At 60.3% G+C, this 18,016-nt stretch carries 15 protein-coding genes and 2 pseudogenes; 9 read left to right on the top strand and 8 right to left on the bottom strand.

From position 1 onward, the window contains the following. The 3 genes from QZT63_RS03780 to QZT63_RS03770 all read right to left on the bottom strand — a co-directional run. Positions 1–476, bottom strand: a 476-nt coding sequence (locus QZT63_RS03780; protein WP_290648719.1) for a carcinine hydrolase/isopenicillin-N N-acyltransferase family protein, incomplete at its 3' end; no start/stop codon positions are given. Positions 477–541: 65 nt separating this feature from the next. Then, positions 542–2,320, bottom strand: a complete 1,779-nt coding sequence (locus QZT63_RS03775; RefSeq protein ID WP_290648717.1) for a biotin carboxylase — start codon at positions 2,318–2,320, stop codon at positions 542–544. Positions 2,321–2,356: 36 nt separating this feature from the next. Then, entirely contained in the window at positions 2,357–3,235 is an 879-nt protein-coding gene (locus QZT63_RS03770) for a carbon-nitrogen hydrolase family protein (RefSeq protein ID WP_290648715.1), read from the bottom strand. Positions 3,236–4,062: 827 nt separating this feature from the next. Between QZT63_RS03770 and putA the strand changes: the two are divergent. After that, positions 4,063–7,710: pseudogene (gene putA / locus QZT63_RS03765) on the top strand (bifunctional proline dehydrogenase/L-glutamate gamma-semialdehyde dehydrogenase PutA). A gap of 1,114 nt (positions 7,711–8,824) precedes the next feature. After that, complete coding sequence (locus QZT63_RS03760) at positions 8,825–9,157, top strand: DUF805 domain-containing protein (RefSeq protein WP_290648714.1); 333 nt, start codon at positions 8,825–8,827, stop codon at positions 9,155–9,157. Positions 9,158–9,216: 59 nt separating this feature from the next. Here the strand turns inward: QZT63_RS03760 and QZT63_RS03755 are convergent, their stop codons facing one another. Both QZT63_RS03755 and QZT63_RS03750 read right to left on the bottom strand, forming a co-directional pair. Next, the gene (locus QZT63_RS03755) at positions 9,217–9,711 is read right to left on the bottom strand and encodes a polyhydroxyalkanoate granule-associated phasin (RefSeq protein ID WP_290648712.1); all 495 of its coding nucleotides are present in this window, start codon (positions 9,709–9,711) and stop codon (positions 9,217–9,219) included. Positions 9,712–9,907: 196 nt separating this feature from the next. Then, positions 9,908–10,450 (bottom strand): annotated as a pseudogene (locus QZT63_RS03750) (class I SAM-dependent methyltransferase). Positions 10,451–10,651: 201 nt separating this feature from the next. Here QZT63_RS03750 and QZT63_RS19950 point away from each other — a divergent pair. Beyond that, positions 10,652–11,281: a hypothetical protein gene (locus QZT63_RS19950; protein ID WP_366635820.1), complete on the top strand. Its 630-nt coding sequence runs from the start codon at positions 10,652–10,654 to the stop codon at positions 11,279–11,281. 23 nt (positions 11,282–11,304) lie between these two features. Here QZT63_RS19950 and QZT63_RS03745 read toward each other — a convergent pair whose 3' ends face one another. Then, a complete protein-coding gene (locus QZT63_RS03745) occupies positions 11,305–12,270 on the bottom strand; it encodes an integron integrase (RefSeq protein ID WP_290648710.1) in 966 nt (321 codons plus the stop codon). A 168-nt stretch (positions 12,271–12,438) separates the two neighbouring features. On the opposite strand from QZT63_RS03745, the gene QZT63_RS03740 reads away from it, so the two are divergent. The 6 genes from QZT63_RS03740 to QZT63_RS03720 all read left to right on the top strand — a co-directional run bounded on the left by QZT63_RS03740 (position 12,439) and on the right by QZT63_RS03720 (position 15,290). Next, positions 12,439–13,311 carry a hypothetical protein gene (locus QZT63_RS03740; RefSeq protein ID WP_290648708.1) on the top strand — a complete coding sequence of 291 codons (873 nt, stop codon included), beginning with the start codon at positions 12,439–12,441 and terminating at the stop codon, positions 13,309–13,311. A 171-nt stretch (positions 13,312–13,482) separates the two neighbouring features. Beyond that, on the top strand, positions 13,483–13,686 hold the full coding sequence (locus QZT63_RS03735) for an AbrB/MazE/SpoVT family DNA-binding domain-containing protein (protein ID WP_290648706.1): 204 nt from the start codon (positions 13,483–13,485) through the stop codon (positions 13,684–13,686). Further along, complete coding sequence (locus QZT63_RS03730) at positions 13,683–14,057, top strand: type II toxin-antitoxin system VapC family toxin (protein WP_290648704.1); 375 nt, start codon at positions 13,683–13,685, stop codon at positions 14,055–14,057. The genes QZT63_RS03735 and QZT63_RS03730 overlap by 4 nt, the downstream gene beginning before the upstream one ends. Before the next feature lie 32 nt (positions 14,058–14,089). Continuing rightward, positions 14,090–14,299, top strand: coding sequence for a DUF433 domain-containing protein (locus QZT63_RS03725; RefSeq protein ID WP_290648723.1), 210 nt, complete (start codon positions 14,090–14,092; stop codon positions 14,297–14,299). After that, positions 14,296–14,607 (top strand): DUF5615 family PIN-like protein, encoded by a 312-nt coding sequence (locus QZT63_RS19945; protein ID WP_366635814.1) that lies wholly within the window; start codon positions 14,296–14,298, stop codon positions 14,605–14,607. Before QZT63_RS03725 ends, QZT63_RS19945 begins: the two co-directional genes overlap by 4 nt. 233 nt (positions 14,608–14,840) lie before the next feature. Continuing rightward, complete coding sequence (locus QZT63_RS03720) at positions 14,841–15,290, top strand: transposase zinc-binding domain-containing protein (protein ID WP_290648703.1); 450 nt, start codon at positions 14,841–14,843, stop codon at positions 15,288–15,290. Here the strand turns inward: QZT63_RS03720 and QZT63_RS03715 are convergent. Both QZT63_RS03715 and QZT63_RS03710 read right to left on the bottom strand, forming a co-directional pair. Beyond that, positions 15,257–16,564 (bottom strand): cyclopropane-fatty-acyl-phospholipid synthase family protein, encoded by a 1,308-nt coding sequence (locus QZT63_RS03715; protein WP_290648702.1) that lies wholly within the window; start codon positions 16,562–16,564, stop codon positions 15,257–15,259. The two genes, QZT63_RS03720 and QZT63_RS03715, sit on opposite strands and share 34 nt — an antisense overlap. Further along, positions 16,564–17,904 carry an FAD-binding oxidoreductase gene (locus QZT63_RS03710; RefSeq protein WP_290648701.1) on the bottom strand — a complete coding sequence of 447 codons (1,341 nt, stop codon included), beginning with the start codon at positions 17,902–17,904 and terminating at the stop codon, positions 16,564–16,566. The genes QZT63_RS03715 and QZT63_RS03710 overlap by 1 nt, the downstream gene beginning before the upstream one ends. Positions 17,905–18,016 lie beyond the last annotated feature (112 nt).

The raw sequence follows: 18,016 nt of genomic DNA, 5'->3' as shown, positions 1-18,016 counted from the left end.
TTCCGGCCGCCAAATGCCAGCGACAAGGCCAGGCCGCTATCGTTGATCCCGTCAAGCACGCCCCACAGGCAATCCGACATGGCGATGACCCGCTTGTCGTTCCAGTGGGTGTAGAGGATCGTCCCCTCGCACAACTCCGGGGGGTAGTCGTAGTTTCTCACCAGCATGTTCCCATTGCTGTTCGAGAGCACCGCTTGGGAGCAGCCCGTGATGTAGGCGGGCGGGCGGTAGAGGCTCAGCATGCGCGCAGCAAGATCGCCTCCCCCGCCCAGGTCGCACAGGTGTCGATACGTACCCAGGAGTTCCGGCATGTGAGTCTGGAACATGTTGAAGCAAGACAGGTAAGAGGGGCGCTCACGCTCGCCTTCCGACAAATACCAACGCTCATACGCCTGCCAGTGCAGATCAAAAAGTGATCGCCACTTATCACCCGCGACCAATTCCTTGACCGCTCGAAAGAGAAGCTGCTTGGCCATTAAAATGCACTCATACGCATGTTGTGCTCCGGACTTCCCAGAGCACAACCGCCCTCCTAATATGGCTAGAGGATCTTGAAGTTACCGCCGGCCACGCCATGGGCAACCGCGGCCTGTTCAACAGCCGGATCGGCCAGAGACTGACCGCGGTATTGCGCACGGATGCCTTCAATCCAGGCGGTTGCCCGCGGCGTCAGGTTGAAGTCGTCGTCCATGAGGCGGCCACGGGTGATCAGGATGCCCAGATCCGCGCCTTCATAGCGGAAGTCGCCGACGCCGCTGATGCGCAGGAAAAACGCTTCCTGTTCGCTCTCAGCCGCATGGGGGTGCGCCGCATAGTGGTCATACGCCACCGACCCATCGCCGTTGAGCTTCCACACACCGGACTGGGGCGCCTGGGTCAGCAGGTCAACCGATTCCTCGGTGTGCTTAATGACCAGCTGGCTCCAGCTGTCGATGCTGTCCGGATGCGACCAGCGGTTGTTGAGGTCCTTGATATCCAGATCGAAGTCCGCGTCGGAGAACTCCAGCAAATGAAACAGAAACAGCGGGATATCGGAGTGCGCGAACGCAGCAACGTTGGTCAGGGAACTGGCCCCGGTTACCCGCGGATTGAGTTCACCGAGGTAGACTTCGTTGGTATCCATGTCAATCAGAAAATCGAGCTCGAAGTAGCCTCTGTAGCCCTCCTCGCGGAGGGCCTCACCAAACACGAAGGTGTATTCCCGGGCCTTGTCCCGAATCTCCTGGGTAAAGGCGCCGGCGAACATCTCGTTACCGCACCAGCCGCCCTTGTAGGGGGTAAGTGACTTGAAGCCCACAAGTTCGGTCATCAACGGGCCGACCACGGTGCCGCACCGGGTTGCACAGGCCTCGATCGCGGAGCCCCTGCAGTTGATGCGCTTCATGATTTTTACTTCTGCTTCCCCTTCAATCTCGTCAGCGTGCTTGTTGTATTCCTGCTCATTGGACACGAAGTACGTGGTGTGCCCCGAGTCACCAAATGCGGACTGGATGACGAGATCGCTGCCAATCTCCTTGGTGATTTCCTTGAGCTGGGCATAGTTTTCAACCTTCGCAAGCACGTTCGGAACGCTGGGAACTCCGACCTTATTGCCGATACGCACCGTTTCTATCTTGTTGTCCATCCGGTTTCTGAGCGCAGCCGGCGGGAAAGCGATTCTCAGGCCTAGCTGTTTGCAGATCTCTTCCGTGCGTTCATCGAACATCAGGAAGGCGGCGGTTCCTTTTCCCCCTTTTGTCATCAGGTAGTCGATAACCTCCTTATGCTCAAGCAGGTAGTTATTGATATCTTCAATGCTTTCAAACTCGCGAGGAAACTTTTCTTTTGGAACGAAAACGTTTTTCTGACGACCGTCGAAGCAATCTAGGTAGTTGATATGCTTGAAATTGGAGACCCAATCACCGATCCCGAGAAGATTGAAGTTGGTTGCAGAAATAAAATAGATGGGATCCTTATTATTACGGAAGTATCTCCTTACTTCTGAGATTCCTGTTATCTTTGACATTTGCCTTGCTCCTTTGTCCTTTTCACCTGGATTTGAATTGTTCGTGGTCGCTTGCACATCCGAACCGGAAGCAGTATCAGGCCTCGGCGTGGCATTGTCTTCGGACTTGGGCCTGGCACTGGTATCGGCCTTGTTCTCGGCTGTCGGTTCCGCCTGAGGACTGGCGCTGGCCCCGGCCCACGGGGCCGCACCCGGCGGCGGCGCAGGCCTGGCGCTCGCCGGGTCGGCTGCTGGTGCGAGGAAGGACTTTATCCGTTCCCAGACACTGTTGATCAATCCAATTCCTTTGGAAAATTTATTGCTGTCGTTCGCCATGGAGGCCCATCCAACTTTGGTATTTCCAAGAAAATGCTACTTACCGCTAAAACCGGTGACCGGTTTTTTAGTAGGCTTTGCAAGCGGTCCGAGTGTATCGAGAAATGGCGTCGACTTGGTTTCAGCACGGTACAGGGAGAAATCGACCTGACGATCCCTGAAGCTTTTCAACGGCTGGCCCAGACCACGCAAGCCGCATTCACGCTCATGCCTGACGCGGCCCAAGTCGATTTCGACGGGCATGATCTCCTCACCGCTGCCGGCCTGGTGGATAACGTCGCCTGAGGGGCCCACGACGATGGATCTGCCGTTGCCGATGCCGCCGGTACCGTTGATGTCGAAGAAGTAGCACTGGTTGGTTGCCGCATTGGTGCGGGCAATGGACAGTTCGATGTCCCGGTCGATGGTGTCGGTCATGGTGGGGTGAATAATGACTTCCGCACCCATGGCCACCATGGTCCGGGTGGTTTCGGGGAACCACATGTCATAGCAGATGGAAATGCCAAAACGCCCCACTTCGGGAACGTCAAACACGACAAACTCGCTGCCGCACTCCACATCGTGCTCGTAGGGACGAAATGGGAACATCTTCCGATAGCGGGCCACGACATGCCCTTCCGGGTTGATTACCGGAGACGTGTTGTAGATCTTGTCATCGATCCGCTCGAACAGGGAGCCGGGAATGACCCAAACCTGATGCTGAGCGGCAAGCTGGCAAAACAGGTTCTCCACTCCGCTGGGCAAGACTTGCGCATTCAGCGTGGAGGCGCCCGAGGCAAGCAGCTCACTGAAAACGATCATCTGAACCTGGGGAAAGCGGTGCATGATCACATCGATATTGTGATGCATTAACTGTGTGTTATCACCATGGTGTGGCGCACTCATCTGCACGCCGGCGATAGTGAAATATGTCATTACTTGACCCTTTTGATGGTGACGAGCTGTAGTAAGCTTGCTGTGCAGGTTGACCCGGCTGCTCCGACGCTAGTGGCCCTTGCGTTTGTCCCGGCGCCGCTGTCGACTTCGAATCAATTGGCTCCGTTGGCACGGCACGCCGCGCCCGCAATGGTCAAGGCGGGAACCAAGCACACTATGTGCCATAGCAGACCACAGGTCAGCAGATGCAGGCCATGCTCCCTCCCTGGCCTTGAGCGGAATTCGCTTAGGGCACAACCTAGCCAGCCAGCCCCATGGTTAGCGGAGTCCGGCTGTAGTAGCCGCCGTCGAAGGCGATCACCCGCGCGCGGCCGGTGGCGCAGCGTGCGATCGCGTGGACGTGCGATGGCGTAAAGTATCATAAACTGCTTTTTCTTCCCGCGGCAGTCGCTCCTCGCTTGCTGTCAACACCGGCGCTCGGCAGTGGCTTGCGACCGGCCAGTCGCCTCTGACTGGCGTCCCGGCACCCGAATGCTCTCCGACGACGGTTGCGCGGTCGCGCTTTTCGCCGTGAGCCTGAACCTCTGGCCAGCCGCCACCGTTGCCGCGCCGCAACGTCGCAGCCCCGGGTGGTCAGGGCATCGGTGCAGACGATGATCGACCTCTACTGTGGACCACGTGAATGCCCGGATATCCAAGCGATTTCGACGTTTGACAAAGCAGTTGTTTTCCGGGCCTGGTTTCGTCAAACTCACGTGTGATTCTTTATTTAAGATTATAAAAAGCGAGAAGGCATCGTCACGTGGCAGTGCACGCGGCTTTGCACACCCGCATAACGGGAGATCGAAATGAACAAGGCGATGGTGATGGACCCGCCGGCGCTTAGCGCCTGGAAGGATGCGATTCGGCGCAGGTATGCTGCCGACGAGGCCGAAGTTATGCGCGAACTGATCGGACAGATCCGACTGGACGAAGCCGAGCGCAAGGAAATCGCCGCCGCCGGTGCGCAGATCGTCCAACGCGTACGGCGTGAGACATCGCCGTCCATGATGGAAAGCTTTCTGGCCGAATACGGGTTGTCGACCTCGGAAGGCGTGGGTCTGATGTGTTTGGCCGAGGCGCTGCTCCGGGTGCCAGATGCAGAGACCATCGACGAACTGATCCGGGACAAGATTGAACCGTCGAACTGGGGTGCGCATCTCGGTAACTCGTCGTCGTCGTTGGTCAATGCCTCGACCTGGGCGCTGCTGCTGACCGGCAAGGTGCTGGATGACGACCCGAAGCGGCCCGCGGCGGCGCTGCGCGGACTCGTGCGGCGCTTGGGCGAGCCGGTGGTTCGCACAGCGGTGGGGCAGTCGATGAAGATCCTCGGGCGGCAATTCGTGCTGGGCCAAACCATCGAGGAAGGCATCAAAAACGCCCGTACCCTCGAGGCGCAGGGCTATACCTATTCCTACGACATGCTGGGCGAGGCGGCCCGCACCGACGCGGACGCGGTGCGCTACCACGCGGCCTATGCCCATGCGATCAAGGTGATCGCCAAACGCGCCAAGGGCGACGTGCGGTCGAGCCCTGGTATTTCGGTCAAGCTTTCGGCGCTGCATCCGCGCTACGAATACACCCATCGCGACACCGTCATGGCGGAACTCGTGCCGCGCGCGCTCGAACTCGCGAAGCAGGCGGCGAAGGCCAATATCGGCTTCAACATCGACGCCGAGGAGCAGGATCGGCTGGAGCTGTCGCTCGACGTGATCGAGGCGCTGCTTTCGGACCCCGCGTTGAAGGGCTGGGACGGGTTCGGCGTCGTGGTGCAAGCCTATGGCCGCCGCGCTGGTCCCGTCATCGAGGCCCTCTACGACCTTGCCGAGCGGCTCGACCGGCGGATCATGGTGCGGCTGGTCAAGGGCGCCTACTGGGATACGGAGGTGAAGCTGGCGCAGGAGATGGGCACGAAGACCTTCCCCGTCTTTACGCGGAAGGTGAACACCGATGTCAGCTACATGGCCTGCGCGCGGATGCTAATGGACCGGCGCGACCGGATCTATCCACAGTTCGCGACACACAATGCGCATACCTGCGCGGCGGTGCTGGCGCTGGCGGGCAACGACAAGGACAGTTTCGAGTTCCAGCGCCTGCACGGCATGGGCGAGTCGGTACATACCATCGTCAAGGAGGGCGAAGGCACGCGCTGCCGCGTCTATGCACCTGTCGGCGCACATCGGGACCTACTGGCGTATCTGGTGCGGCGGCTCTTGGAAAACGGCGCCAACAGTTCCTTCGTCAATTAGGTTGTCGATGAGGCCATTCCGCCAGAGCAGATCAGCCGCGATCCGGTGGCCGAAGTCGAGGCGCTGGGTGACCAGATCGCTAATCCGGCGATCCGTCAGCCGGGCGAGCTTTTCTTGCCGGAAAGACGCAATTCCAAAGGGTTCCGCGTAAACGAACCCGCCTCCATCATCCCGCTGCACGAGGCGCGCGCCGCATTTGCGCAAACCACGTGGCGCGCGGCGCCGATGCTCGCGGGCAGCCCCGCGCCGAAAGGGACCGGCCGCAAGGCGATCTCGCCCGCCGACCCCGACCGGGTGGTAGGAGAGGTCTTCGAGGCGACCGCCGAGGAGGTCGCCGCGGCGCTCGACGCCGCCCAGGATGGCTTCAAGGAATGGTCAGCGCGGCCTGTGGCCGAGCGCGCGGAGTTGCTGCGGCAGATCGCGGACCTCTACGAGGCCAACATCGGCGAGTTGACGGCGCTCGCGACCCGTGAGGCGGGTAAGACCGTGCTCGACGGCATCGCCGAGGTGCGCGAGGCGGTCGACTTCCTGCGCTTCTATGCCAACGAGGCGGAACGGCTGGAGGACGAGGCGCCGGGTCAACCGCGTGGTGTGTTCGTTTGTATCAGCCCCTGGAACTTTCCACTTGCGATCTTCAGCGGTCAGATCGCGGCGGCGCTGGCCGCTGGCAACGCGGTGCTTGCCAAGCCCGCGGAACAGACGCCGCTGATCGCCGCCCGCGCGGTCGAGCTCATGCGCGAGGCAGGGCTGCCGGAGGCGGCGCTGCAGCTTCTGCCGGGCGACGGGCCGACCGTTGGTGGCCCCCTGACGGCCGATTCCCGTATCGCGGGCGTGTGCTTCACCGGGTCGACCCAGGTGGCGCAGATCATCCACAAGGCGCTGGCCGCCAATGCCGGGCCGGATGCGGTGCTGATCGCAGAGACCGGCGGGCTCAACGCGATGATCGTCGATTCGACTGCACTGACCGAGCAGGCGGTGCGCGACATTCTGATCTCGGCGCTCCAGTCGGCCGGTCAGCGCTGCTCGGCGCTCAGGATGCTCTATGTTCAGGAAGGGGCGCGCGAAAGGCTCCTTGAGATGCTCTTCGGTGCGATGGACGCGCTGGTGATCGGGGATCCGTGGAACGAGGACATCGACGTCTCGCCGGTGATCGACGCCGAGGCGCAGAAGGAGATCTCGGGCTACATCGCGGCGCAGAAGAAGGCGGGACGGCTTATGAAGACCCTGCCGGTGCCCGAGCGTGGCACCTTCGTGGCCCCGACCGTGGTCAAGGTCTCGGGCATCAACGATCTGGAGCGAGAGATCTTTGGCCCCGTGCTGCACGTCGCCACGTTCAAGGCGGTCGATATCGACAAGGTCGTCGACGCGATCAACGCGCGCGGCTACGGGCTCACCTTCGGTCTGCATACCCGGATCGACGATCGCGTCCAGCAGATCGTCGAACGGATTCATGTCGGCAACACCTACGTCAACCGCAACCAGATCGGCGCGATCGTTGGAAGCCAGCCCTTCGGCGGCGAGGGTCTGTCGGGCACCGGCCCCAAGGCAGGTGGGCCGCTCTACGTCGACCGCTTTCGCCGCACCGCCAAGCCCGAGGCACATGACGCACCCAGGGGCGCGGCGATTGCGGCCGAGCAGTTGCAGTCGGCGATCCGCGGCCTCGACGCACGCAACTGGGAAGCGCGTCCCGATCGGGTTTCGGTCCTGCGCAAGGCATTGTCGGGAAAGGGCGGGGCAATCCGCAAAGCGCTGACCGAGACCGCGGCGTTCGACATGAGCCCGCAGACGCTGCCCGGTCCCACGGGCGAAAGCAACCGGCTGAGTGTCTATCCGCGCGGCACGACGCTGTGCCTCGGCCCCACGGCAGATATCGCTGTGGCGCAGGCGGTTCAGGCCCTCGGCTCCGGTTGCGCGGCGGTCATGGTGGCGCCTGGCGCCCAGGCGGCAGCGCGGCCGCTGGCCGAGGCGGCAGCGCCCATCGCCGCGCTGGACGGGACCGTCTCCGCAGAGACGCTGACCGAGCTCGATGGGATCAGCTCGGTGGCAGCCGCCGGCGCCTCTGACTGGACGCGCGAACTGCGCGTTGCCCTGGCAAAGCGCGAAGGGCCTGTTGTGCCGTTGGAAACGCAGACCGTCGCCCCGACCCGATACGTGGTCGAGCGGCATCTGTGCATCGACACCACGGCGGCCGGCGGCAATGCAAGCCTGCTTGCGTCGGTCGATTGATCTGCCTCGGCATACCGCCGAACGGATCCTTGTCGCGTACAGGACGTATAGACCGCCTTGTCCTCCGGCGTCGGGGGCCCCTTCGTTGCTGTCGACGCCGGCGCCCGGCAGTGGCTACGGCCGGACCATCGTCCAGGCAAGGCCGCGAGCATCCCGATGCTCCCGACCGCGCTGGCTGGCCCGGGCTGGTGTACGTGTGTGTTCGCCCCACATGGATACGCTACAGCGACTACAACCTCGACCCGCCGGAGATCGTGGAGTTCGGCGCTGAGCAACTGACCCCGTCGATGGCTGTGCGAGACAGCAAACAGCACTGATCTGTTACGCAACATGCCGCTGCACCCGCAGATGGGCAGCGCGAGGTGATCGATTATCGTAATCGCGAGCGTATTGCAAAGGCCGACTATGGACGAAGACCTTGACCAGATGACACGCCAGCAACTCATTGACGAAGTCAAAAGGCTACGCGCAGGTATCCGCGAGCACCGTGACTGCAGTCGCCACGAGCTTTGCTGGCACCACCCTGCCCTATGGGGATTACTGTCGGAGCGGACGGATCCTATTCCAGTGGTCCCGGCGTGGCCGGAATTCATAAGGGGTTGCATCAAGTATCGCGAATCCCTGGATGCGCAAGCACCAGGCGCCCCACGAACCAACGAGCCGTATGCAGAGTGAACCCCCTCGAAATCCCACCCCCTGGGGCGGCTTGATATCGAGGCCCTTGCGGATTTCGGTCCCGCCGCTCAGCAGTTCCTTCCCGACCTCCTGGTAGACCCCTGAACCCTGAACGCAGACATTCGGCGAACTATCCAGGCGCTCGCGCGTACTTGTGTGCAGGCGGCAGACAGTGAAAGCGGCAGCACAAGATCGCAATAGGTAAGGTGCTATCGTGCGTTATCAGGCACTCGAAAGGGGCGCGGCGGAACCGATTTCCATATCTATGGCGGCATGAGCCGATGGCCCGCGACAAAGGCGCGGCGCGCTCTCAGTGCACTCCTTCGTATCGGCTGGCGAATCAAGCGTGAGTCCGAATCTGATAAGACACTTGCCCGCGAGGGCTGGCTGGATCTTGTCTTTACTTTTCATGGCGAATTCCAACGAGAGAGATTTTTAAATGGGTAATATCGATCTGAAATATATGTTCATGTCCCCGGAAGGCCGCATTGGACGGCAAACGTGGTGGATCGGTGTCGGTATTCTGTTCGTAGCGTCACTCATTGTGGGGGCGCTTTTGGGGGAGGGTGGGATCATTCCCGTCGTCATTAACCTGCTGCTGCTCCTGGCGGGTGTCATGCTGCACATCAAACGCTGCCATGACCGGGGCAAGACCGGCTGGTGGTGCTTGCTGTTGCTCATCCCGGTTGTTGGCATGATCTGGGCCATCATCGATCTCGGTGTTCTCGAGGGCGAAAAGGGGCCAAACCGCTTCGGCTCTGCCCCAGCCTAACCAAGCACCTGCCGGGGCTCCGGAAATGGCGGCGGGTCCCGGGGGCTAAAGCTCATTGGTTAATTGCGCTTGCCCAGCCTCTTCGCATTCGCCGTCGCTCGCGAATGGATCGGTTTCAGCCCGCGTTGGCTGACACGAGCCGCGGCACCAGACATTCGCGAACCCGTTGTGGCTGCCTGTGCGACCGCCTGGGACAGTTTCGCTTGCTGTACCAGAAATTGAGTCCAGGTCTGGCTTGTTGCCAGGGACATCATGGCCGTTGTTCCGGCCATCATTTGCTTGAGCATCCTTGGGCCGAGTAGTGGGTCCATCCGCATCATCTGTAATCCCATGGCTTGGGCTGACTCCGTTGCCGCTTCGATCTTCTCCTGTCCCATGCGGGTGAATTCGCGGCGATCGCGGGGGCTGGGGTTTGAGCCGGCCGACGCCATGCGCCCCGTGCGGTGACCAATAACCTGTCCCGATGCCAGCATCATCTCGCTGGTTTTCATGGCCAGGTCACCCCAGGCCAGGAACGGGTTGATGAACGAAGTGCCGGTTCTGCGTCTTGTCATGTCTGTTTCCCTTTTTCGGCCCTGAGCGTCTCGACGGAGACGAGAATCTACGTGAACCTGCCCTATTCTCCATGACCCGATAGGCGCCTGACATAGGCGGATCCTGGACAGTTGTACGCGCCATTTCCGACCCGGCAAGAGCGCTGTCGAGACAGCTTACGCCTAAACCGAGCGATGCAGGGGATGGGATTCCAGATCAGGGAGTCTCCGGCGGCGCTGCCGGAGCGTGATAGAGATCCTTGCGCACGCGCGGCACTTGGTTGTTGCCCGGATGCGCGAAAACAACCTGGATCTGCTGCAGCCCGCCGCTGCGTAAGGTGGCGCTGGAGCCGGCCAGGTACAGCTCCCAGGCACGCACGAACGGCTCATCGTAATGCCGGGCCACCTCCTCGCGGTGAGCCCGGAAGCGCTCCAGCCAGTGATCCAGGGTTTGCGCATAATGCAGCCGCAGGTTCTCCACATCGAGTATGGAGAACGGGGTGTACTCGAACAGCCTCATGAGTTCCCCCGCACTGGGTAGATAAGCGCCCGGGAAGATCCGTTTCTATATCCAGGCGTCCAGTGGCGCCGGCCCCACGTGCTCGAGCATGCCCACGGAGACGAACCGGTCGCAGGATCCGCTGATGTTGCGAAAGTCCTCCTCAATGAACTCCACGCGCTCTTCCAGGCCCTCTTCCCTGGTAGCATCCCTGGCGTAGGCGACCTGCTCGTGGGAGATATTGAACGCGCGGACGCGCACGCCTTACTGCCTGGCCAGACCGCCGCACCGGGGCAGATCTACAACTCCAACGGCTACGCCCTGCTGGGCCTGCTGCAATCCCTGGGCTGCGAGGTCATTGGCCCGTCGTCTCGGACGCGCTCGAATCCACGCTCATTATACTGGAGCGCGCCGCGAAGGATGCCGACATCCTGATCACCAGCGGCGGCGTCTCGGTGGGTGATGCCGACCCGGCCAAGGCGGTGTTGTGCAGCAACTCGGCAGCCTCGATCTCTCGCGCGTCGCCATCCAGCCCGGCAAGCCCATCGCTGTTGGCCGCATCAACGACACCCCGTTCCTCGCCTGCCGGGGAACCCCATCTCCCTATTCGTGACTTTCTGCCTGTTCGGCCACCCCATGATCCTCAAGCGCCAGGGAGCAACGGAGCTCCAGCCCCGCACAACCCCGGCCCGTGCGGATTTCAGCCTGGACAAGCCAGACCCGCGTACCCGCTACCTGCGGGCCCGCGTTATCCACGACGCGCAGGGCCAGCGCGCGACCCTGTACCCGGACCAGGGCTCCGGCATCATCAGCTCCACCACCTGGGCGAGCGCCCTGGCGGAAATCCCGCCAAACACCGCCGTCACCCGGGGCGACGCCATCACCATCTACCCCTCTACACCGAAGTCGTTGCGTAAGCGAGTCCGTAAGGGGCGCGGAGTCGAGAAACGATCATGTGGCACGCCCTGGAACATTCGCTATCTTTGTCCTAAGGACACACCTGGGGCGATAGCGTGCCTCCTAATGCACCATAAAGCGGTTGCGCCAAAGAAACGCCGAGCAGGGCAGCAATGCTGGCCATCGCCAACTTGAACGACTACGCCAAACCACCCCCATCAGGTGGCATCCAGCGGACTTCTTACCCCCTTCCCGCCACGGTTCAGGACGTGCGTGTAGATCATTGTGGTGCGCACATCACTGTGCCCGAGCAGCTCCTGCACCGTACGGATGTCGTAACCGGTTTCCAGCAAGTGGGTGGCAAACGAGTGCCGCAGCGTATGGCACGATGCGGGTTTCGCAAGCCCGGCGGCCCGTACCGCCTTCTTCACCGCCCGTTGCACCGCCTGCTCACCAACATGGTGCCGCCGACGAACCCTGGACCTCGGATCAAGGGACAATACAGATGCCGGAAACACATATTGCCAACCCGTCTCATGCGGAGCCGATGGATACTTCCGAGAAAGTGCATCGGGCAGCCAGACTCCCCCATAACCCGAAGCCCGGTCCTGCCGGTGGAGTTCGCAGGTCCGTCGCATCCGCTTCTGCAACGGGGAGACAAGCGAGCTGGGCAGCATGGTGACCCGGTCCTTCGCGCCCTTGCCGTCGCGCACCAGAATCTCACGGCGTTCGAAATCAACATCCTTGATGCGTAGGCGAACGCACTCCATCAGCCGAAGGCCTGCACCGTAGAGAAGAGAGGCCATCAACCAGTTTGTACCGTCGAGATGGGCCAGTACCGCCCGCACTTCATTGCGGGTGAGCACCGTTGGCAAACGGGTCGGCTTCTTGGCCCGCTCAACGTTCTGGACTGCCTCAAGCTGTACGCCCAGAACGTCCCGGTAGAGAAAGAGCAGCGCACTGAAGGCCTGGTTCTGCGTCGATGCAGCAACATCCCTGTTACTGGCGAGGTGTGTCAGAAATGCTTCGACCTCGCGCGCACCCATCTCCCGCGGGTGCCGCTTGCCGTGGAACAAAATGAACCTTCGAATCCAGCCCACATACGAGCGTTCTGTCCGAATGCTGTAATGCTTGAATCGAATCCGCTCCCGGACCTCGTCCAGAAGCCGCGGTGCCCGCTCCATGGCCCCTGTATCCCTTCAGGTCTTGACGTGATAGAACGTGTTAAAGGTAGCGGAGCAAGCGACTTATGGCAAGCGGATGAGCATTATACGTCACTATTGACGTGTTCCGCCGCATCGGATGTGACGTCGACTTCTAGTTATGCCCTAAAAAGGTAGTCTGGGGAAGAAATGCCAACACCGTGGGAAAAGGAAGAATTTCACAATTCGCTTGAATGGAAAAGAAGGGCTAGATCTGGTTCCTTAACACCAATCCCCTGTATCGGGGCATGGATAGATGTTTGTGGATTTGGGTCTCAATTAGAAAAAGCAAAGTGGAATCTCAGTGAGTTTCAGGTTGGCGGAACTGTAAATTTATTAAGCGAGGTATACCAGCGTGTTGGACATCCTTTTTGGGTTGGTGTCGAGCCCGAACCATACGAAAGTGTTTTAGTGTTAAATGATGGCATTGCAAGAACAGTTGATCTTGGTAATGTTCAATGCGCACAAGCAGTACAGGCAATTTTTTATATCCGTGCTTTAGTGCTAGCTCACCTACACCTGTTGCGCTTAACAAACCATAACCATTTGGGTGTTCGAACGGTGTTGGCAGGAGGTGAGCGCATTCAATATTCTCCAACAACATTCACGGGTAATTCAATTCTGTCACATGGTGATGCCCCAAGTGAGTGGGGAAAGCGACTGTTGGAGAAGAACTTTTTATATAATCCTTCAGAATTTCAAATGAACACAGCCTTTGCAAAGGCCTATTCAATCGATGCTAACGGCACTAGATCTGGATTTAATGTCAATGGTTTCTTTGTCGAAGAAATGTTTTTTGAGCGTTTCGGAGCAATACCTGGCATAGATGTTACATTTGATGAGTCTTCTATATACGTGAAGCATAACAACAATACAGCGCTTGAGCTGCGCGTAAGTCTAAAGAAAGAGTTTGTCTTTAAAGGACTAAATGCTTCTGTCTATGGTATTTCATCGGTGCGTGTTGATACTTCGTTTGAAGGTGAGGAAACCATAATTGATCTTGTTAATTATGAAATGGCATAACAAGGCCATAAACTCGGACCTCAAATAGCTGCGCAGTGCGCCGCTTTTTGTGTCCGGTTATGGCTGGCGTTAGCTCGCTTCTCCATCTCTCGGACCTCCCCGCGCTCGTTGACGGACCCTCCACGGAGCGGTATCGTATTACGATATACTTATCGATGGAGAAACCGACATATGTCGGTCGTGACCGTGTCACCCAAGTACCAAGTCGTCATCCCGAAGGATGTCCGTGAGAAGCTGAGAATACGCCCTGGTCAGAAGGTCGAGGTGTTTGCCGTCGGCAACCGGGTGGAGCTTGTCCCGGTGGAGCCGATTCAGGCGTTCCGGGGCAAGTTCCCTGACCTACCGCCACTGAAGCGCGAGCCGGACCGGCTGTGAACGTCGTTGATTCGAGTGGTTGGATCGAGTACCTGTCTGGAGGTCCCAACGCGGCCTTTTTCCGCGATCCCATCGAGGACGAGGAAGCTCTTCTCATTCCGACGCTGAGCCTATTCGAGGTCTACCGGCACCTGCTCCGTCACTTGGGCAGGGACGAAGCCCTGAACATCATCGCGGCCATGCGGCAGGGGACGGTCATGGACCTCGATGATCGCCTGGCGCTGGACGCCGCTGAGCTCAGTATTGCCACGAAGCTGCCGTTGGCCGACAGTATCATGCTGGCAGCCGCCCGGGCACACGATGGCTTGTTCTGGACCCAAGATGCCGATTTCGAGGGGCTCGAGAACGTACGACTGAAGCGGAAGCCCTGACCATCTGCGGACGCGAGCTAACGAGGGGCTGAATTACGATCGAGCCCGCGAAGCGTGGCGGAAAGCCCTGCATTCGCGGCATGCGAATCACTGTCTACGACGTGCTCGAGTTCCTCGCCTCGGGGATGTCCGAAGAAGAGATTCTCAGCGACTTTCCGGACCTGACCACAGAGGACATCCGTGCCTGCCTAGCCTTTGCCGCGGACAGAGAACGCCGGCTCGTCTCGAGCCCGCCCGAGTGAAGCTGCTATTCGATCACAACCTTTCCCCGCGCCTCGTTGGGCGGCTCCGCGACCTCTACCCGGACTCCCTCCACTTACGAGAGATCCAACTCCACACCTCGGACGACCCGATCGTCTGGGATTACGCGCTCGCTCATGGGTTCACCATTGTCTCGAAGGATTCCGACTTCCGTCAGCGGAGTTTCGTGTTCGGTCATCCGCCCAAGGTCGTTTGGGTCCATCTCTCTCCCTCACCGCCAGTGGTTCGCGATCGTCCCTTTTCCGCTCGAGCCGTCCCGTGGTATGCATCGGCTGCTCGGCGCAGCTGAGCGACGGGTCGTTACACAAAGCCGCTTCGCGGCAGAGGAAAGCGGGTACATTGAGCCGGATATGGAATCGCTTGATGCCAGCAAGAAATGTAACCCAAGTAAGTGGAAAGAGGGTGAGAGGCCACGGCATGGAAGCCAACATTGCAGGATGTATTTTGCAGCCATTTTGATGAGGTGCGAGCGCGTAAGCGCTTAACCCTTCCCGAGCTGCGCGCAGCCGGAGCGATCATGGCGTGCTGCACGCAAGCGCTGGGGGCCATGAGCAGCGCTACCCTGAGGGGCATTACAGCCGCACGCGATACCACTCGTGCAGGCACCGCAGTTGCCCGCGTTGCGCGGAGCGCTCGAGGCAGCTATGGCTGAAGCAGGAGCGGGAGCGGTTGCTGGGGTGTGATCATTTCCATGCGATCTTCACGGTACCGCACGAGCTGATCGGGGTCTGGCGCTACAACCGTCAGATATTTGCGGCGGCGTTGTTCGATGCCTGCCGGGGGACGCAGTTGGAATTGTTGGGCCAGGAGGGGTATCTGGGGGCGAAGCCGGGGATTGTGCTTGCCCTGCATACTTGGGGGCGGACATTAGAAGCCATTGCCGTGCTGGCGTCCGTGCCACTGGTCAGCCGTCGATCTGAGCGGGATGAGGTTCCAGATCAGGGTGTCTCCGACGGCGCGGCCGGCGCGTGATAGAGATCCTTGCGCACGCGCGGCACCTGATTGTTGCGCGGATGCGCGAAGACAACCTGGAACAGCTGCAGCCCGCCGCTGCGGAAGGTGGCACTGGAGCCGGCCAGGTACAGCTCCCAGGCACGCACGAACGGCTCATCGTAATCCCGGGCCACCTCCTCGCGGTGAGCCCGGAAGCGCTCCAGCCAGTGATCCAGGGTTTGCGCGTAATGCAGCCGCAGGTTCTCCACATCGAGCACGGAGAACGGTGTGTACTCGAACAGCCTCATGAGTTCCCCCGCACTGGGTACATAGCCGCCCGGGAAGATGCGTTTCTCGATCCAGGCGTCCAGTGGCGCCGGCCGATTGCGGCCAATGGTGTGGATCAGCCCTAGGCCGTCCGCGTGCAGGCAACGGCTTACCACCCCGGCGAGGGCCTTGTAATTCGCCGGCCCCACATGCTCGAGCATGCCCACGGAGACGAACCGGTCGCAGGATCCGCTGATGTTGCGAAAGTCCTCCTCAATGAACTCCACGCGGTCTTCCAGGCCCTCTTCCCTGGCAGCCTCCCTGGCGTAGGCGACCTGCTCGTGGGAGATATTGAACGCGCGGACGCGCACGCCGTACTGCTTGGCCATGTAGCGCGCCAGCCCGCCCCAGCCGCAGCCGGCGTCGATGACCGTCTGCCCCGGCTGCAGCCGCAGCTTGCGGCAGACATGTTCCAGTTTTGCAAGCTGTGCCTGCTCCAGGGTATAGTCCGGGCTCTCGAAATACGCGCAGGTATACTGCATGGCCGCGCGATCCAGCCACAAGCGGTAGAAATCGTTGCCCAGATCATAGTGGTGATGAATATTGCCGCGGGCGGCGGTGAGGTTGGCACCCTTGCGTACCCGCAGTTTGCGCCCCCGTTTGAACCAGCCGGTCCAGGCCGGAGAGGTTCCATGTGCCTGCGCATTCATCGAATCGATGAGGACATGAATCACCCGGGTGAGCTCCCCGTGAATCCGCAACCGTCCACTGCTGTGGAGATCGCCGAAGGCGAGATTCGGATGGCGCAGTAATCGGTACAAGGCGCCACGGTCCCGGAGTTCGATCATCATGTCACTGGATTCGGGGCCGACCGTGCAGCCGTCCCACAAGCGCAGCCGCAGCGGTGGCTCGCCCACGGCTTCATGAACCTTGCGCAGCAGCCAGCGTTCCGGTGCAATCGAGGTGCTGCTGGACGGCTCTTTGTTGCCGGGCAAGGCCAGCGGATTCCGTCGCTGAACGGCACTGTGCTCCGTTTCATTGGTCATCACACGCCCTCTACGACTTTCTCGAACAGGCCGGGCACGGCTCCTTCAGGATCATACCGCTGCTTGAGCCGTGCATATGCGGTGCCGTTATAGCATCGATCGAAAGATTGCCTGTCCATGAACGTGGACGAATACAGCATCTTCAATCCGCCCAGACGCAGGCATGCCTCATCCATTATCCTAGTGTAGTGAAACTCCCGATCCTGTCGCGGCTTCGCGGTCAGACAGTAACAGCCCAGGTTGAAATAAAGGCGTCCCGTCTCAACTGGATACAGGGTCGGCGAGCCTTGGGGGACGATGGGAAGCGCAACCCAGGGGTTCCCTCCAAGATCGACATGCTCCAGCGCAAAGTCGATCAGGTTTTCGGCCTGTTCCCACGGGACCTGCCAATCCTGGATAAGCGGCTCCATTTTTTTGTTTCTCTCCACGTCCAACGCCTTGAGAATCCCTTTCTTCCAGGCGCTATAACGGTTATAGAATCCGGAGCTCCGCAGAGCCCGTGGAGCCAGCCGGCGAAACAGGTTGTACGCAGGCGAATCAGGCACGTTCCAGAACCAGTCGGGGTCATAGCGAAAGATGTACTGTTTCGTGGGCAGGAAAAAATCGCCGATCCGGCCGGCGGTCTTGTAATAGATGGTGCCGTAGATGTCTTCGACATGGGAAGCCTTGTCCGCGAAGTCTGCCCGGGTCAGGTACAGCACGTCACTGCCATAGAAAAGGCCTTCAATGAAGTCGGAAACGCGGGCGTCGACCGCCTCCTTCATGGCGTCCAGATAGCCTGTCACATCCTGATACCGTGCATGACGCACCCGGACGAAGGGCTGCGCCGGGATCAACCTGATCCTTGCGCGGAGGATATAGCCAAGCGTTCCATACGAATTGGGCAACGCGTGGAACAGATCCGCATGGGCATTGCCGGCGGTGCAGGTCACGACGCGGCCATCGGGCAGCACTACGTCCGCCTCCACCAACCCGTCATGCACGAAACCATGGCGATGGCCGGACGACTCGATCCCGATGCCCACCGTCGCTCCGCCAATGGTGATGTGTTTCAGCTCCGGGGTGACGGTCGGCAGGAAACCCTGTGGTAGCGTGGCGTCCACGATCTGCTCGTATGTCGTGAGGCCTTCAACGTCGAGCGTGCGGGATTCGCAGCACAAACCAAGCACATGATTGAACCCGCGCAGCGAGATCCGGCTGCCCGCGGCCGGTTGCCGGCCTTGATACCGGAACAGATTGGAGGTGGTGCGCTTGGCGATCCGAGGCCTGTCACCCGGGCAGGCGCTGATGGCACGCTGCAGGCTCTCCAGGCGCTTCTGGTAAGTCAACTCGTCAGTCAATGCAATCACCTCGAATCCCGGCACCTTTGAAATCTTGTTCCCACTTCGACTCCTGTCAAGTCCAGGCCGGATGACCTAGGCTTACAAGTATCGACTGTGGTTCATACTTACC

The sequence above is a fragment of the Aquisalimonas sp. genome (assembly GCF_007120195.1).
Classification (GTDB): domain Bacteria; phylum Pseudomonadota; class Gammaproteobacteria; order Nitrococcales; family Aquisalimonadaceae; genus Aquisalimonas.
Note: the sequence above shows the minus strand (reverse complement) of the source record. Positions and strands in the feature narration are given on the sequence as shown.

Bases quoted from the DNA above. Each gene is read 5' to 3' on its own strand.
- QZT63_RS03745 (WP_290648710.1), bottom strand. From the start codon at position 12,270: ATGGAGCGGGCACCGCGGCTTCTGGACGAGGTCCGGGAGCGGATTCGA.
- QZT63_RS19950 (WP_366635820.1), top strand. From the start codon at position 10,652: ATGCCGACCCGGCCAAGGCGGTGTTGTGCAGCAACTCGGCAGCCTCGA.
- QZT63_RS03735 (WP_290648706.1), top strand. From the start codon at position 13,483: ATGTCGGTCGTGACCGTGTCACCCAAGTACCAAGTCGTCATCCCGAAG.
- QZT63_RS03760 (WP_290648714.1), top strand. From the start codon at position 8,825: ATGGGTAATATCGATCTGAAATATATGTTCATGTCCCCGGAAGGCCGC.
- QZT63_RS03740 (WP_290648708.1), top strand. From the start codon at position 12,439: ATGCCAACACCGTGGGAAAAGGAAGAATTTCACAATTCGCTTGAATGG.
- QZT63_RS03770 (WP_290648715.1), bottom strand. From the start codon at position 3,235: ATGACATATTTCACTATCGCCGGCGTGCAGATGAGTGCGCCACACCAT.
- QZT63_RS03715 (WP_290648702.1), bottom strand. From the start codon at position 16,564: ATGACCAATGAAACGGAGCACAGTGCCGTTCAGCGACGGAATCCGCTG.
- QZT63_RS03775 (WP_290648717.1), bottom strand. From the start codon at position 2,320: ATGGCGAACGACAGCAATAAATTTTCCAAAGGAATTGGATTGATCAAC.
- QZT63_RS03755 (WP_290648712.1), bottom strand. From the start codon at position 9,711: ATGACAAGACGCAGAACCGGCACTTCGTTCATCAACCCGTTCCTGGCC.